A 15,256-nucleotide genomic window follows, 5' to 3' on the forward strand; every position below is an offset into this window, starting at 1 on the left:
CCCCTGCCCGTCGTCGGGCGCCCGCGCCTCAGCGGTCGAGCAGCTCCAGCTCGGTCAGCAGGTTCTGCCGCGCACGGGGCTCCCAGCGCTCCGCCCCGTACGGCGTGCGGAACAGGCGGGGCAGGCTGAGCAGTTGACGCAGTACGGTCGTCCGCCCCTCCCGGAACGCGTCGTCGGGCACGAAGTCGTACTCCTCGCGCACCTGTGCCGCGTAGGCGGCGTACTCCTTCGGGGGCGCCGCCAGGATCGCGAGGTCGGCGTCGCACAGCACCTCGCCGTCGGCGTCGCCGTCCGCCGGATCGTGGGTGACGGTGAGCCGGACGAGCCGGGCCACCTCGGCGGTGACGTCGTCGGGTACGCCCGCCTCCGGCAGCGCGCGTTCGGCGAGGGCGGCGCTGCGTTCCTCGTTCTCGGACCGGTCGGGCCGGTACACCGCGTCGTGGAACCAGGCAGCCAGACGCACGGCGTCCGCGTCGGCCGCGTACGCGGCGAGCGTGTCGACGTGGTCGAGCGTCGCGATCAGGTGCGCGGTGGTGTGGTAACGCCGCTGCGGCTCGGCCCATCGGGACAGCAGATTGTCCGCGTACGGTCCCGGATCGGGTCCGGGAGCCCCGCGCCGGGCGGCGACGAGCGTCTCCCGCCAGCGGTCGCGGAGCCGGGCCTCGGCGTCGTCCTCCTCGTGGGCGCTGTGTCCGCGTGAACTCTCGGTCATGGCCCGACCCTAACGACCTGGGGAGCAATAGGGAGCCCGCTCCCTATTGCTCCCCAGGTCGTAAGGGCCGTGATCCGTGGCGGGCGATGCCCGCACACACGCTCGCGGCGTTGTCCGGCGCGTCCTCGCGCCACGGGGCCCGCCGGCCTGGAGCGGCCGGGCGGGCCCCGCCGGGGCGGGAGGGGGAGGGCCTACGAAGCGGCCCGGAACCCCCGCAGCCGCAGCGAGTTGCCGACCACGAAGACCGACGAGAACGCCATCGCCGCGCCCGCGATCATCGGGTTGAGCAGTCCGGCCGCGGCGAGCGGCAGGGCGGCCACGTTGTAGGCGAAGGCCCAGAACAGGTTGGTACGGATGGTGCCCAGCGTCCGGCGGGCGAGCCGGATGGCGTCCGCTGCGGCCCGCAGGTCCCCGCGCACCAGGGTCAGGTCACCGGCCTCGATCGCGGCGTCCGTTCCCGTACCCATCGCCAGGCCCAGGTCGGCCTGGGCGAGCGCCGCCGCGTCGTTCACGCCGTCGCCGACCATGGCGACGGAGCGTCCCTGGGACTGGAGTTCCTTGACGACGTCGACCTTGTCCTCGGGCATGACCTCCGCGTACACCGTGCCGATTCCGACCTCGGCCGCGACGGCCTCGGCCACCGCCCGGTTGTCGCCCGTCAGCAGGATCGGGGTCAGGCCGAGGGCCCGCAGCCGCTCGACGGCCTCCGCGCTGGTGTCCTTCACCGCGTCGGCGACCTCCAGGACCGCACGCGCCTCGCCGTCCCAGGCGACCGCGATGGCCGTCCGGCCCGCCGCCTCCGCCGCGGCTTTCTGCCGGGCCAGCTCGACCGGCAGGTGGATCTCCCACTCCGCGAGCAGTTGTTCGCGGCCGACGAGGACGGCGTGGCCGTCGACGATGCCCTGGACGCCGAGTCCGGGGACGTTGGTGAAGTCCTCGGGGGTGGGGAGGGGGTTGCCGGTGCGTTCGGTGGCGCCGGTGGCGACGGCCTGGGCGATGGGGTGTTCGGAGGAGTGTTCCAGGGCGCCGGCGAGGCGCAGGACTTCGGTCTGGGTGGTGCCGGTGGTGGTGTGGACGTCGAGGAGAGTCATGCGGCCGGTGGTGACGGTGCCGGTCTTGTCCAGGACGATGGTGTCGACGCGGCGGGTGGTCTCCAGGACTTCGGGGCCCTTGATCAGGATGCCGTGCTGGGCGCCGCGGCCGGTGCCGACCATGAGGGCGGTCGGGGTGGCCAGGCCCAGGGCGCACGGGCAGGCGATGATCAGTACGGCCACGGCGGCCGTGAACGCAGCCGTCACGTCGTCCGTGACGAGCAGCCACGCGACCAGTGTGGCCAGGGCGAGCGCGATGACGGCCGGGACGAAGACGGCCGAGATCCGGTCCGCGAGGCGCTGTGCGGCCGCCTTGCCGTTCTGCGCGTCCTCGACGAGCCTGGCCATCCGGGCCAGCTGCGTGTCGGCGCCGATCCGGGTCGCCTCGACGACCAGCCGGCCGCCCGCGTTGAGCGTGGCCCCCGTGACCGGGTCGCCGACACCGACCTCCACCGGCACCGACTCACCCGTGAGCATCGACGCGTCCACGGCCGAGGCGCCCTCCACGACGATCCCGTCGGTGGCGATCTTCTCGCCGGGCCGGACCAGGAAGCGGTCGCCGACCCGGAGTTCGGCCGTCGGCACGGTCACCTCACGGCCGCCGCGCTCCACGGTGACCTCCTTGGCGCCCAGTTCGAGGAGCGCCTTGAGGGCCGCGCCCGCCTTCCGCTTGGAGCGGGCCTCGAAGTAGCGCCCGGCGAGGATGAAGGCGGTGACCCCGGCGGCGGCCTCCAGGTAGATGTTCCCGGCGCCGTCGCTGCGGCCGATCGTCAGCTCGAAGGGGTGGGTCATGCCGGTCATCCCGGCCGTACCGAAGAACAGTGCCCACACCGACCACAGGAACGCGGCCGAGGTGCCGACCGAGATCAGCGTGTCCATCGTCGCCGCCCCGTGCCGGGTGTTGGTCCAGGCGGCCCGGTGGAACGGCCAGGCGGCGTACGTGACGACCGGAGCCGTCAGCGTCAGCGCGAGCCACTGCCAGTAGTCGAACTGGAACGCCGGAACCATCGACAGGGCGATCACCGGCACGGCGAGCGCGACGGCGGTGACCAGCCGCTGCCGCAGCGGCCCCAGCTCGTCGTCCTCCGCGCCCGCGGCGGGGGAGTCCTCCTCGGCGCGTGCCGGGGGAGCGGGCTCGTGCGCCGTGTAACCGGTCTTCTCGACGGTGGCGATCAGGTCCTGTACGGAGATGTCCTCGCCCCGGTAGCTGACCTTGGCCTTCTCGGTGGCGTAGTTGACGGTGGCCTCGACCCCGTCCATCCGGTTCAGCTTCTTCTCGATGCGGGCCGCGCAGGAGGCGCAGGTCATCCCGCCGATCGCGAGCTCGACCTCTGCGGTGGCGCCGGCGGCCGTGCCGGAACCGGTGCCGGTGGTGGCGGTATGCGCGGACACGATGTCCTCCCTGGCGGAGACCTAATACCCGACCTCATACCCCTAGGGGGTATGCCTACTCTCACAGGTATACCCCCCTCCCCTATTAAACGCAAGGCGGAAATGCCCGGGCCGCCCGGGAGTGTGTGCGTCCGGAGGCGGGATGCGTCCGAGCTCACGGCCTTCGGCGCGCATTCGGGCTGTGTCCGTGGGCGATCTCCCCGTAGGCTGGCCATTGGACTAGACCTGTTGACCTGTTGCCGCTTCCTGGAGGATTGGGTTCCGATGAGCAACCGTGCAGTCCTGGAGGTGATCGCTCTCGACGCGGAGGACGCGGTCGCCGCCCAGGAGGGTGGTGCGGACCGGCTTGAGCTGGTCACCGACATGGCGGCGGACGGCCTGACCCCGTCCTGTGCGACCTTCGCGGAGATCCGGGCGGCGGTGGACATCCCGCTGCGGGTGATGATCAGGCCGGCGGACGGCTTCGCCGCCGGTGATCTCGACCTCCTCGTGGCCAGGGCACGTGAGCTGCGGGAGGCGGGCGCCGAGGAGTTCGTCCTGGGCTTCCTCGATGCCGAGGGTGGCCCGGACCTGGTCGCCGTCGAGCGGCTTGTCTCCGAACTGGACGGCTGCCGCTGGACGTTCCACCGGGCGATCGACCGCGCCGCCGACCGGGACGCGCTGCGCAAGCAACTGGCGGACCTGCCCGGTCTGGACACCTACCTCACGGCGGGCTCTCCGAAGGGCGTCGACGACGGCATCCCGACGCTGGTCGCCGAGGCGGCGCGCAAGGACGAGCCCGGCTACGAGCCGCGGATCCTGGTGGGCGGCGGACTCCGTCTGGACCATCTGCCGGAGCTGCTGGCGGCGGGCATCGACGCGGTGCACATCGGCGGAGCGGCCCGCCCGCGGGGCTGGTCGGGAGCGGTGGACGCGGTGGCGGTACGGGAGTGGCGGACGGTCCTCGACGCGTGACGGTCCTCGAAGCGTGAGGATCCTCGAAGCGTGAGGGTTCCCAAGGCGTGAGCGGGGAGGAGCACCCGCCGGGCGAGTGCCCCTGATGGGCGGGTGCCCTCGACGGGGTACGGGCCACGGGCCGCCCGGCCCGTACCCGGTCCGGCACCGGCCCCGTCCTGGCCCCGGGCTCCGTACCCGGTCCGGTACCGGCCCCCGTATCCCGTGCCCGGGCCCGTATCCCGTGCCGTACCGGCCCTCCACCCCGGCCGTTACGCCAGCTCGTCCGGCAGCGCCGCCGCGTGCACGACCGTCAGTCCGGACACCGCACGGGTCAGCGCCACGTACAGCCGCCGCAGCCCCGTGCGCGTGTCCGGTTCGCCGTCCACCACCGCCGCGGGCTCGTCCAGCACGACGTAGTCGTACTCCAGACCCTTCGCCAGGGACGCCGGAACGAGGGTCAGCCGGGCCTCGGCCGACGTCTCCTCACCGGGCGAGAGATACGCATGGCCCGCGGCCGTCAGCGCCTCGGCCAGCGCCGGAACGCGTGCGTCGGCCGCGATCAGCCCGATCGAGCCCTCCCGGGTCAGCGACTCCTCGCACGCCGCCAGCACCGCCGCGTCCAGCTCCGCCGGACCGGCCGCCGCCCGTACCTCCAGCGAACCCGGCGACTCCCGCACCGACTCCACCTCCGCGAGCCCCGGCGAGATCACCGGCAGCAGCCGGGACGCGTACGCGATCACCTCGCGCGGCACACGGAAACCCGCCGTCAGCTCCTCCACCACCGCGTCCGGCTTGCCCAGATGGCGCAGGGCCTGCGTCCAGCTCTCCGTGGACCACGGCGTCGTGCCCTGCGCCAGGTCGCCGAGGACCGTCGCCGAACCCGTCGAACAGCGGCGGCCCACCGCCCGGTACTGCATCGGGGAAAGGTCCTGCGCCTCGTCGAGCACCACATGGCCCAGCGAGTGCGTCCGCGTCACCAGGTCACGCGCCTCGTCGATCAGCACCGCGTCCGCGGCCGACCACTTCGCCGACCGCACGCTCCGGGCGGGCTTCACCCACAGGATCGCCTTCCGCTCGTCCTCGGTGAGCAGCCCGTCCGCGTGCGTGGCCAGGAACTCCGCGTCCGAGAGCAGCCGCAGCACCAGCTTGGCCGGGTCGACGGCCGGCCAGATCGCCTTCACGGCCGCCTTCACCGCCGGATTGCGGGCCACCGCGTTCTGCACCCGGTCGTCGGGCGCCTCGCCCGCCTCCTCCATCCGGACCAGGACGGCGTGCGCGATGCGCTGCGGGAGCGCCTCGTGGGCGGCCCCGTACCGCATGTCCCGGGCCAGCAGTTCGGCGACGATCTCCTCCAGCTCGTACGCGGGCACCCGCCAGCGGCGCGAACCGCGCACCACCACGACCGGCTCCGTCGGCATCGTCACGTGCGAACGGATGGCCCGCCGCAGTACCTCGGCCATCCTGGCGTCGCCCTTGACGACGGCGGCCTCCGCCGCGTCCGTGCCGCGTACCTCGATGCCCGCGGCGCCCGGCGCGCCCGCCACCGCGCCCGCAGCGCCCGCCGTCACCAGGTCGTCGACGGTCGCCTGCTTCACCTCCAGCTCGCCCAGCGCCGGGAGCACCTGCTCGATGTAGTGGAGGAACGACCGGTTCGGCCCGATGACCAGCGTCCCGGTCCGGGCCAGCCGCTCGCGGTGCGCGTAGAGCAGGTACGCGACCCGGTGCAGGCCGACGGCGGTCTTGCCGGTCCCCGGACCTCCCTGGACGCACACCGTCCCGCCCAGGCCGCTGCGGACGATCTCGTCCTGCTCGGGCTGGATCGTCGCGACGATGTCCCGCATGGGACCGACACGGGGCCGTTCGATCTCCGCCTGGAGGAGCCTGCTGGTCCGCTCGGCCTCCGCCGGATCGGTGAGGTCCTCGTCCTCGTACGCGGTCAGTTCACCACCGGTGTACCCGAAGCGGCGGCGTCGGCCGACGTCCTGCGGATCCTTCTTCGACGCCCGGTAGAACGGCTGCGAGACGGGCGCGCGCCAGTCGACGACCATCGGGTCGCCGTCGGTGTCGTGGACGTGACGGCGACCGATGTAGAACCGCTCCCCCTCGGCCCCCTCGGCCTGATCGGCGCCCACCTCGTGCAGGTAGTCCAGACGCCCGAAGAAGAGCGGGGTGTGGGCGAGATCGGCGAGGGACTTGATGCGCTCGTCGATCTGGGACTGGAGAACGACCGCGTTGACCCAGTTCGCGGTGACATCGCCGATGTCGAGGGCCTGGACGTCCTCGCGCATGGCGCGCAACGCGGAGCGGGAGGCGGCGAGATGGGCGCGCTCCCGGACCAGTGGATCGGTGGTGACGCTTTCGTGTTCGTGCGCGGGCACGGTGTTGCCTCCGGCTGTTGAACGCGGGACGGCGGACCGCGGCCCGCCCCTCGCACGGCACGGGTCCGGCATGGCTCGGCACGGTACGGCCGGGCCGGGGTGGGGCGATGCGGTCCGCTCGGGGATCGATCACGGGGTGCGTACGCGGTGGTGCGGGCGTACGGATGTCGGCCGGTTTCCGTCCGGTCGGCGGCGCTCCCCCGGCTGCCGGCGCGGGCCGGTACCACGGTGCGGGAGGCGGGCAGACCGGCGATTGTATCGGCCGATCCGGTCGGGGGCGAACGGTTTTCGCCGGGGCCGTCGGCGGGACCATTCCGGGGTCCCCGCGCTGCCCCGGGGCCGCCTCCCGGTGCCCGGGCCGTCTCCGGGACGGCGGGCCGCGTCCCGTAGGGGATGGGGGGCGCGCGGGTCCTTCGCGGAGACGACCGCGTACGACTCCAGGGCTACGCGCTCCGCCCGCCGGTTCGGCCCGCGGGCCGATGTCCGCGGGCATCGGGCGCAGGAGCATGGAACACATGAGCACCGTTACCTTGAACCCCCGCAGGACCGGTCCCGCGCACGGCGCGACGGCGGCCACCGGTCACCCGCACGCCCACCGCTTCGGCGACGCCCTGCGCGCCGTCAAGGTCTACGCCCGCGCCGCGTTCGGAGTGGTCGTCATGGGCGAGTACGCCGAGGAGGCGGGCGTCCGCACGCGCACCCGCACGCGCTGAGCGGCGCGCCGAGCCACCGCCCGGTCGCCTCCCCGCAGCGAGGAGAGGACCAGCCACTCCCGTAACGAGGAGAGGCCCAGCCGCTCCCCGGACGGGGATCAGCCGCCGCTCAGCAGCTCGTCGGCGTCGACGATCCGGTACGCGTACCCCTGCTCGGCCAGAAAACGCTGGCGGTGCGCCGCGAAGTCCTGGTCGATCGTGTCGCGGGCCACCACCGAGTAGAACCGGGCCTCGTGCCCGTCCGCCTTCGGCCGCAGCACCCGGCCGAGCCGCTGCGCCTCCTCCTGCCGCGAGCCGAACGTCCCCGACACCTGGATGGCGACCGTCGCCTCCGGGAGGTCGATCGAGAAGTTCGCGACCTTCGACACCACCAGGACGCTGATCTCGCCCTCGCGGAACGCGTCGAACAGCTTCTCCCGCTGGGCGTTGGTCGTCTCGCCCTTGATCACCGGCGCGTCCAGGTGTTCGCCCAGCTCGTCGAGCTGGTCGATGTACTGCCCGATGACCAGGGTCTGCTCGCCCTTGTGCTTGCGCACCAGCGCCTCGGTCACCCTGCGCTTCGTCGCGGTCGTCGCGCAGAACCGGTACTTCTCCTCGGCCTCCGCGGTCGCGTACGCGAGCCGTTCCGAGTCCGTCAGATCGACCCGTACCTCGACGCAGTCGGCGGGCGCGATGTAGCCCTGCGCCTCGATCTCCTTCCACGGGGCGTCGAACCGCTTCGGCCCGATCAGCGAGAACACGTCCGACTCGCGGCCGTCCTCGCGCACGAGCGTCGCGGTGAGCCCGAGGCGCCGCCGGGCCTGGAGGTCGGCGGTGAACTTGAAGACGGGCGCGGGCAGCAGATGCACCTCGTCGTAGACCACCAGACCCCAGTCGCGGGAGTCGAACAGCTCCAGGTGCGGGTAGACGCCCTTGCGGCGGGTCGTCAGCACCTGGTACGTGGCGATGGTGACCGGCCGGATCTCCTTGCGCGCACCGCTGTACTCGCCGATCTCGTCCTCGGTCAGCGAGGTCCGCTTCACCAGCTCGTGCTTCCACTGCCGGGCCGAGACGGTGTTCGTCACCAGGATCAGCGTGGTCGCCTTGGCCCGCGCCATCGCACCGGCCCCGACCAGCGTCTTCCCCGCGCCGCAGGGCAGCACCACGACACCGGAGCCGCCGTGCCAGAACCCCTCTACAGCCTGCTCCTGGTAGGGCCGCAGCGCCCATCCGTCCTGGTCGAGCTCGATGGGGTGCGCCTCGCCGTCGACGTAACCGGCCAGGTCCTCGGCGGGCCAGCCCAGCTTCAGCAGCGTCTGCTTGATCTGCCCGCGCTCCGAGGGGTGCACGGCCACCGTGTCCGGGTCGATCCGCGCGCCGACCAGCGGCCGGACCTTCTTCGACCGCAGGACCTCCTCCAGCACCGGGCGGTCCGTGGAGGTCAGCACGAGTCCGTGCACCGGGTGCTTGGAGAGCGTGAGGCGGCCGTACCTGGCCATCGTCTCGGCGATGTCGACGAGCAGCGCGTGCGGAACGGGGTAGCGCGAGTACTGCACGAGCGCGTCGACGACCTGCTCGGCGTCGTGCCCGGCGGCGCGCGCGTTCCACAGCCCGAGCGGGGTCAGCCGGTAGGTGTGGATGTGCTCGGGCGCCCGCTCCAGCTCGGCGAACGGCGCGATGGCGCGACGGCAGGCATCGGCCAGGTCGTGATCGACTTCGAGGAGCAGTGTCTTGTCGCTTTGCACGATGAGGGGTCCGGTCACGCGCGTCGGCCCTTTCTGCTGCGGGGAGCGGCCGGGAACGGCCAAACGTCCAGTCTGCCGCATGTGCGGGCCGGGTGCGTGGGTCGTGCACCACACGGGCCGGACCGGACGTGGGCACCGGGCGACCGGGACACGCGGAGGCGGACGACCGCTCGTGCGTATGGGCCCCGATTTCGCGCCGAGCGAATGAGTGAGAACGCCGTGCGATGTCGTTTAACCGGCAGTATGGTCAAAGCCTGACGAGAAAGCCTGGTCAACGACATTGCTCAATGCTTGGAGGAGCTGCTGTGCTGCTTCGGTTCCAGGTCACGAATCACGCTTCGCTCCGGGAGGAGCAGGAGCTGTCTCTCGTCGCCACCGATCACCATCCGGAGCGCGCCGAGGTGAGACTGTCGGGCGGTGAACTCCGCGCGGTTCCCGTCGCGGCCGTGTACGGCACCAACGCTTCCGGGAAGTCGAACGTCATCGACGCCCTCGACTGGATGCGATCGGCGGTGCTGACATCGTTTCGCCGCTGGGATCCCAGCGGCGGAGTCCCACGTCGGCCGTTCGCCCTCAGGGCGGCAGCCTCTTCCTACCCCAGCTCGTTCGCCGTCGACTTCGTCGTGGCCGGGGTACGTCATCAGTTCGGCTTCTCGGTCGACGACGACCGGGTGACCGAGGAGTGGCTCTTCTACTACCCCGAAGGCCATCGGCGCCGTCTCTACGAGCGCGGAGCCGATGACAAGGTTGTCTTCGGGCGGTGGCTCACCGGGCGTCGCAAGCTGATTGCCGAACTCCTGAGACCGAACAGTCTCTATTTGTCGGTTGCGGCGGCGCAGGGGCACGATCAGCTCCGGGAGGTGTTTCGCTGGTTCGGAGACGGGCTCAGGATGGCGACGGACCGCGATTTTCCACAACGGCTCGACCACACGGTGAAGCTGTGCCTCGCCGACAGTGCGGGGCATACCGCGGAATCCGCGATGGCCCTCCTCCGCTTCGCGGACCTCGGTGTGTCCGGACTTGAGATCAAGGAGCAGGACGCTGCGGCGCGGGAGGAGCACGAGCGGATCACCCGAGCGCTCAGGGACGTGCTGGGGGACAAGGTCCGGATCCAGCACGATCACGGCAAGCGCGTGCGTGTCGAGCACCGCACGGCGGATGGCGTTTTCCCACTCGACCTCGCATACGAATCGAGTGGGACGCGGACGTGGATCGGCCTCATCGGCCCGGTGATCACCACGTTGTCGGAGGGGGGTGTTCTCTGCGTGGACGAGTTGGACGCGCGTCTGCACCCGTATCTCGTGGATGCTCTGGTCGGCGTGTTCCAGTCGCCCGAGACCAATCGGGCCGGAGCCCAGCTGGTGTTCAGTACACACGAGGCAGCTCTGCTCGGCCGGAATGTTCGGACCGAACTCTTCAGGGACCAAGTGTGGTTCACGGAAAAGGATCCGCACACTCTTGCGACGCGGTTGTTCCCCATGACGGAGTTCTCGGTACGCGATTCCGCCGACAACCTTGAGAAGCGGTACCTGGGTGGGCGCTATGGGGCGGTGCCGTACTTGGACGACGAACTGCTGCGGGACATCGCCGCAGCGATCCTGCATGGGGGTGGGAGTGAAGCGGGGCAAACCGCTGCAGCGGACAAGGGGCGCACGCCCGGAGCAGCGTAGGTTCCTCATCTACTGCGAGGGAGAGTGCACGGAGCATCAATACTTCAAAGGTCTGCGAGCCGAATTGCGTGCTCTTCCCGTGGCGGTTTGTCTCGGCGGGGAGCATGGTGAGCCGAAGTCTCTCGTGAAAGCGGCGATCGAGCACAAGAACCGGGCTCCGCGTTCCGCGAGCGACCGATGGACCGCGTACGACGAGGTTTGGTGTGTGATCGATGTCGAGGCGCCGGTTCCGCACGAAGGACTGGAGGACGCGCTGAAACTGGCCGCACGGCACGGGATCGAGGTGGCGCTCACCAACCCCTGCTTCGAGCTCTGGCTGCTGCTGCATTTCCAGGATGTGCGAGCGTACTGCACGTCGGCCGAAGCGCAGAAAGCTTTGGAAAAGCTCGGCTCCTGCGGGTATTCCGTCAGCCGCAAGCACCTGGTGTACGAGAGCCTTCGGGACGGCCATACTCAGGCCGAGGAGCTGGCCCGAGCATTACGGGGGCGGAAGAAGGGGTACGCGGACAATCCGTGGACGGATGTGGATCGGCTGGTCGGGCTGCTGAAAGCGGCGCGGCACGGGCGGGCCTGAAGCACCGGGTTTCCAGAGCGAGCGGCGTGCCTGACGGGTGCCTTCCCAGGCACCCGTCGGTGTTCACGGCGTCGCGTCGTCCGCGAGTTCCGCCACGCCCGTGATGCGGTGCAGCGGGTACGTGCGGACGCCGTCCGCCGTGTGGTCGTAGGCCGTGACGTAGCCGCCCTCGACCCTCACCGGGGCGATGACGTGCTGGCTGGCGGCGCCCTCGGCGTTGACGTAGCCGATCCAGAGCGCCGAGCCGGTCAGCGCGGCGGCCTGGACGGTGGCGAGGGTCTCGGCGGCGGACGTGCGGGGCAGCGAGCCGGGCGGTGCGGGCGGGGCGTCGGCGTCCTGGTCCCGTTCCTTGCGGGGCGCCGTCGCGGCGGCGTCTCCGGCGCGGATCGCCCGGACCGCGGCGCCGAGCAGGGTGGTGTCGGGGACCGGGGGGCCCTCGGGCACGGGGGCGGGGGCTGTGCGGGGCGGGGTGCGGTAGGCGCCCGCGCGAGTGATCAGGACATCTCCCTCGGCCGATTCGGCGGCCGGAGCGTATCCCATGTCGCGCAGCCCTTCGAGCAGGGACGCCGGGTCGACCGGGGCGGCCAGGACCGTCGGGGCGAGGCGGCGCAGGCGCAGGGCGGACGCGCGCTTGTCGGCGAGGATCTCGTTCAGCACGGTCTCGTCGTCGCAGCGCACGTACGAGGAGGCGGCGCCGATCCGCAGATGGCCGTGGCGGCGGGCCACGTCGTCGATGAGGTAACTGAGCGGCTGCGGCACCGGCGTGCGGCTGTGCGTGGCGAGGAACGCGTGCAGGTCGGCGGCCGACCGCCCGGCGTCCAGGGCGCGGCGTACGGACCCGGGCGTGAACCGGTAGACGGTGGCGCCGCCCTTCGACTCGATCTCCGCCAGCACGGAGAGCGTGTCGGCCAGCGGGCGTTCCAGCGGGCCGGGCGCGACGGCCGTCAGGTCGGCCTGGAGCAGGACGTGGTCCAGCGGCTCGGGGATCAGCGGGGCGAGCAGCGCGGCGGCCTCGGCGGGGCCGGACGCGAGCAGGGCCCGGGTCTGCGCGGCGAGCGCGCCCCGGCCGGTGATGCCGAGGAGTTCGGACTCGTTCAGCGTCCACAGGGCGATTCGGGTCCGCAGGTCCCCCGTGTCCCCGTCGGAGCCGGAGGCGGCAGGAGAAGAGGACGCGGCAGGGGAAGAGGAGGCGGCGGCACCGCGCAAGGGGCGTTCCCAGCGGAGCCGGGCGAGGACGGTACCCGGCTCGGGGGAGGTGCCCGGTTCCAGGGCGGCGAGGAGCGCGAGGACCCGGTGGCGCACCTCGGGCGCGGCCGAACGGTCGAGACCGGGACCGAGCGCGGACAGGGGCCGGCCCTTGGCGTCCTGACCGCCGACCAGGCCGGAGGTCCGGGTGGCGGCGAGCCAGGCGGTGGCGAGGCGCGCCCAGCGTTCCTGGGCGGGGAGTTCGGCCCAGTCGTCGTACGCGGGCGTCGGAGCGTACCGTTCCTCGGCCTCCCCGTCGGAGGCCACCAGCCCGGCCGCGTAGGCGAGTTCGATCCAGAACGCGGCGACCGGTTCGGGGACGTCGAGGGCGGCGGCGGTCCGTTTCAGGTCGCGTACGCCGATCCCGCCGGCCCGCAGTGTCGCGGGGCCGCCGCCGTTCCAGCCCTTCAGCAGTTCCTCGACGGTCGACACCGCCAGGAATGCCTGGCCGGCCGCGGCACTGTCCACAGCCTGGGGATCGCGGTGCGCGACCGCTTCGACGGCGGGTGGCCGCGGCTCCGGTACGCGGTGGGCGCGTCCGGCCCGCAGGTGCAGGGCGGCCTCGCGGGGCAGCACCACGGTGCGGGCCGACACGGGCAGCAGCAGTCCGCGGTCGCGCAGCCACCGCACGGGCGGGGCGGGATTCGGGGTGACCTCCCCGTACGGCGGCCCCCACACCAGCCGGTCCAGGACGGACAGGGCCTCGGCCGGGGCGGTGTCCAGGAGCCCGGCCATGGCGGCCCGGTCGGTGAAGAGACCGGTCAGGGCCGCCACGGCGGAGACCGGGTCATGGGTGGCGGTCAGCCCTGCGGCGGCCAGGATCTCCTGGAGACGGCCCGGCGACATACCGGCGGTGGCCTCCGCGACGGTCGGGCCCAGGCCGGTCGGGGAGGGGTGCCGCGGGGACGGGGCGAGGAGTTCGCGCGCGGTGCGGACCAGGTGCAGCCGGTCGTCCTCGCCCCACACGAGGGCCTGTTCGCGCAGGGCGCCCAGGGCGGCGGGCAGCGCGTCCGTGATCGCCTCGGTGAGCGCCTCGGCGGTGGTGCCGGTGTGCGCGGCGTCGTGCCGCTCGCCGTGCGGCCGTCCGCCGCGCTGCTGCTCGCCGTCCTGCTGCTCGCCGTCCTGTTGCTCGCCGTCGCCGGTGAGCAGGCCGAGCAGCGTCTCGTACGAAGCGGGGTCGGGGGCCACGGCGAGCGCCTCGGCGGTCTGGAGCGCGAACCGGTCGAGGCGCTCCAGCGCCCGTACGACGGAGGCGCGGGTACCGGCCCTCGTCGCGAGCTGGGTGATGTCGTTGGGCACGGGGGTGAGGAGATCGGGGCGGGCACGCAGCAGCCCCGCCAGCGACTCGTCGTCCCGGGCGCGGAGGGCTTCGGCGAGCGTCCGTGGTGGTGTGGTCGTCCCCATCCGTCCCACCGTAGTCGTAGTCCGTGGTGGGCGGCCCCCATCCGGCGTCGCCCCGCGTCGTAGTGGTCGCTCCGGGCGAGTCGGGGCGCTACCGTCGGCGGTGCAGGGCGGCGGCAGGAGGGGAACCAGCGCGTGGGGATCGAGAGCGACCAGCTCGTCTACGACTATCTGAGCCGGGTCGGCGACCTGGCTCAGCAGCAACAACTGCCCTCGGGCACGCGGATGAGGCTCGTGTCGACGCTCCGGGGCGAGATCGACCGGCAGCGCCGTGAGCAGTCGGCGGACACCCCGGCGGCCGTCCGGCGCATCATCGGCAGGCTCGGCACGCCGGACGCACTGGTCGCCGCGGCCGCCGAGCCGGGCGACGGACCGGTGGAGCCGCCGCCCGAGCGGTCGGGACGTGCTGTCCCGGCTGCCCGTGAGACGCGCAGAGGGTTGCTGAGGAAGGACGTCTTCGGCAGGGGCGCGGAACGGGCGGCCTCCGGTACCCGTACGGGGACGGAGCCGGAGCCGGGGGCCGGTACGGGCGCGGAGGTGTCGGCCGCCGGGCCGCAGAGCCCGGACGACCGGCGGCGCGGTCGGGGAGACCGGGAGGGGCGGGAGAGCCGGGACGGCCGAGACGGCTGGGACGGCTGGGACGGCCGGGACGGCCAGGAACGCGAGGGCGGTGACCCGGCGGAACCGGAAGCCCCGGAGGACCCGGCGAACCACGAGGCCCCGCCGCCGATGGCCGGACGGGTCCCCTCGCCGCCGCACATGGCAGGGACGGACGAACTGGGTCCGTCCGGCGGCGAACCCGACTGGTGGATGGTCGAGCCGGGATCCTTCGGCGCCGGGGTCGACGTGCCCGGGTTCACCGGGGGCGTCGAGATCCCGGCCATGATGCGCCCGCCGTCGGCCGGGGACACCGTCCCACGCCCCCGTACGGCTACGGACGAGCACGCGGACGGGGCGGACGGGGAGGAGCCCTCCGACGAAGGAGCCGACGGCGCGGCGCCGCCGCCGCGCCGTCGGCTCCTCGGACTGCTCCGCCGCGCCCCGCGCGAGGTGGAGGACGGCGCGGCGCGGAGGGGCGGGTTCTCCCACCCCCTGCTGCTGGTCGCCGCCGCGCTGCTGGTCGCGGGCGCGGTGCTGGGCTCCTGGCTGGCCCTGGCGGGCGGCTGGCTGCTCGCGTACAGCTCGCGCACGCTGTCCCGCGCCGAGGCGAAATGGGCGGCGATGGGCCTGCCGGGCGTGGTCGTGGCGGGCGGGATCGTCTGGCTCTGGGGTCGCATGGAGGGCCGCTGGGGAGAGCCGGTCGCGCGGGACGGCCTGGGGGAGGCGATGAGCGGGACGTGGCCGGTGCTGGTCCGGACGGCCGCGATCGCCTCGGCGGCGTTCCTGGTGTGGCGGGCGCGGCGACGGGCGGGGTGAGGGC

At 72.8% G+C, this 15,256-nt stretch carries 10 protein-coding genes; 5 read left to right on the forward strand and 5 right to left on the reverse strand.

Annotated elements, in window-relative coordinates; genetic code table 11:
• Positions 1-28: 28 nt before the first annotated feature.
• Together ACFYXM_RS14150 and ACFYXM_RS14155 are read right to left on the reverse strand one after the other, a co-directional pair.
• Positions 29-712: a hypothetical protein gene (locus tag ACFYXM_RS14150; RefSeq protein WP_389289260.1), complete on the reverse strand. Its 684-nt coding sequence runs from the start codon at positions 710-712 to the stop codon at positions 29-31.
• Positions 713-903: 191 nt separating this feature from the next.
• Positions 904-3,195, reverse strand: a complete 2,292-nt coding sequence (locus ACFYXM_RS14155) for a heavy metal translocating P-type ATPase (protein ID WP_389289261.1) — start codon at positions 3,193-3,195, stop codon at positions 904-906.
• Positions 3,196-3,459: 264 nt separating this feature from the next.
• Between ACFYXM_RS14155 and ACFYXM_RS14160 the strand changes: the two genes are divergently transcribed.
• Positions 3,460-4,149, forward strand: a complete 690-nt coding sequence (locus tag ACFYXM_RS14160) for a copper homeostasis protein CutC (RefSeq protein ID WP_389289262.1) — start codon at positions 3,460-3,462, stop codon at positions 4,147-4,149.
• Positions 4,150-4,400: 251 nt separating this feature from the next.
• On the opposite strand, the gene ACFYXM_RS14165 is transcribed toward ACFYXM_RS14160, so the two are convergent.
• The gene (locus ACFYXM_RS14165) at positions 4,401-6,509 is read right to left on the reverse strand and encodes a HelD family protein (protein ID WP_389289263.1); all 2,109 of its coding nucleotides are present in this window, start codon (positions 6,507-6,509) and stop codon (positions 4,401-4,403) included.
• A gap of 515 nt (positions 6,510-7,024) precedes the next feature.
• On the opposite strand from ACFYXM_RS14165, the gene ACFYXM_RS14170 reads away from it, so the two are divergent.
• Positions 7,025-7,222 carry a hypothetical protein gene (locus tag ACFYXM_RS14170; RefSeq protein WP_389289264.1) on the forward strand — a complete coding sequence of 66 codons (198 nt, stop codon included), beginning with the start codon at positions 7,025-7,027 and terminating at the stop codon, positions 7,220-7,222.
• Positions 7,223-7,320: 98 nt separating this feature from the next.
• On the opposite strand, the gene ACFYXM_RS14175 is transcribed toward ACFYXM_RS14170, so the two are convergent.
• Positions 7,321-8,964, reverse strand: coding sequence for a DNA repair helicase XPB (locus ACFYXM_RS14175; RefSeq protein ID WP_389289265.1), 1,644 nt, complete (start codon positions 8,962-8,964; stop codon positions 7,321-7,323).
• 287 nt (positions 8,965-9,251) lie between these two features.
• On the opposite strand from ACFYXM_RS14175, the gene ACFYXM_RS14180 reads away from it, so the two are divergent.
• Both ACFYXM_RS14180 and ACFYXM_RS14185 read left to right on the forward strand, forming a co-directional pair.
• Positions 9,252-10,616, forward strand: coding sequence for an ATP/GTP-binding protein (locus ACFYXM_RS14180; protein WP_389289266.1), 1,365 nt, complete (start codon positions 9,252-9,254; stop codon positions 10,614-10,616).
• Complete coding sequence (locus tag ACFYXM_RS14185; RefSeq protein WP_389289267.1) at positions 10,549-11,190, forward strand: RloB family protein; 642 nt, start codon at positions 10,549-10,551, stop codon at positions 11,188-11,190. Before ACFYXM_RS14180 ends, ACFYXM_RS14185 begins: the two co-directional genes overlap by 68 nt.
• Before the next feature lie 63 nt (positions 11,191-11,253).
• On the opposite strand, the gene ACFYXM_RS14190 is transcribed toward ACFYXM_RS14185, so the two are convergent.
• Complete coding sequence (locus ACFYXM_RS14190) at positions 11,254-13,839, reverse strand: helicase-associated domain-containing protein (protein ID WP_389289268.1); 2,586 nt, start codon at positions 13,837-13,839, stop codon at positions 11,254-11,256.
• Positions 13,840-13,971: 132 nt separating this feature from the next.
• On the opposite strand from ACFYXM_RS14190, the gene ACFYXM_RS14195 reads away from it, so the two are divergent.
• Entirely contained in the window at positions 13,972-15,252 is a 1,281-nt protein-coding gene (locus ACFYXM_RS14195) for a hypothetical protein (RefSeq protein ID WP_389289269.1), read from the forward strand.
• Positions 15,253-15,256 lie beyond the last annotated feature (4 nt).

The organism is Streptomyces sp. NPDC002476, assembly GCF_042889785.1.
Taxonomy (GTDB): Bacteria; Actinomycetota; Actinomycetes; order Streptomycetales; family Streptomycetaceae; genus Streptomyces.

Bases quoted from the DNA above. Each gene is read 5' to 3' on its own strand.
- ACFYXM_RS14160 (WP_389289262.1), top strand. From the start codon at position 3,460: ATGAGCAACCGTGCAGTCCTGGAGGTGATCGCTCTCGACGCGGAGGAC.
- ACFYXM_RS14170 (WP_389289264.1), top strand. From the start codon at position 7,025: ATGAGCACCGTTACCTTGAACCCCCGCAGGACCGGTCCCGCGCACGGC.
- ACFYXM_RS14185 (WP_389289267.1), top strand. From the start codon at position 10,549: ATGGGGGTGGGAGTGAAGCGGGGCAAACCGCTGCAGCGGACAAGGGGC.
- ACFYXM_RS14150 (WP_389289260.1), bottom strand. From the start codon at position 712: ATGACCGAGAGTTCACGCGGACACAGCGCCCACGAGGAGGACGACGCC.
- ACFYXM_RS14190 (WP_389289268.1), bottom strand. From the start codon at position 13,839: ATGGGGACGACCACACCACCACGGACGCTCGCCGAAGCCCTCCGCGCC.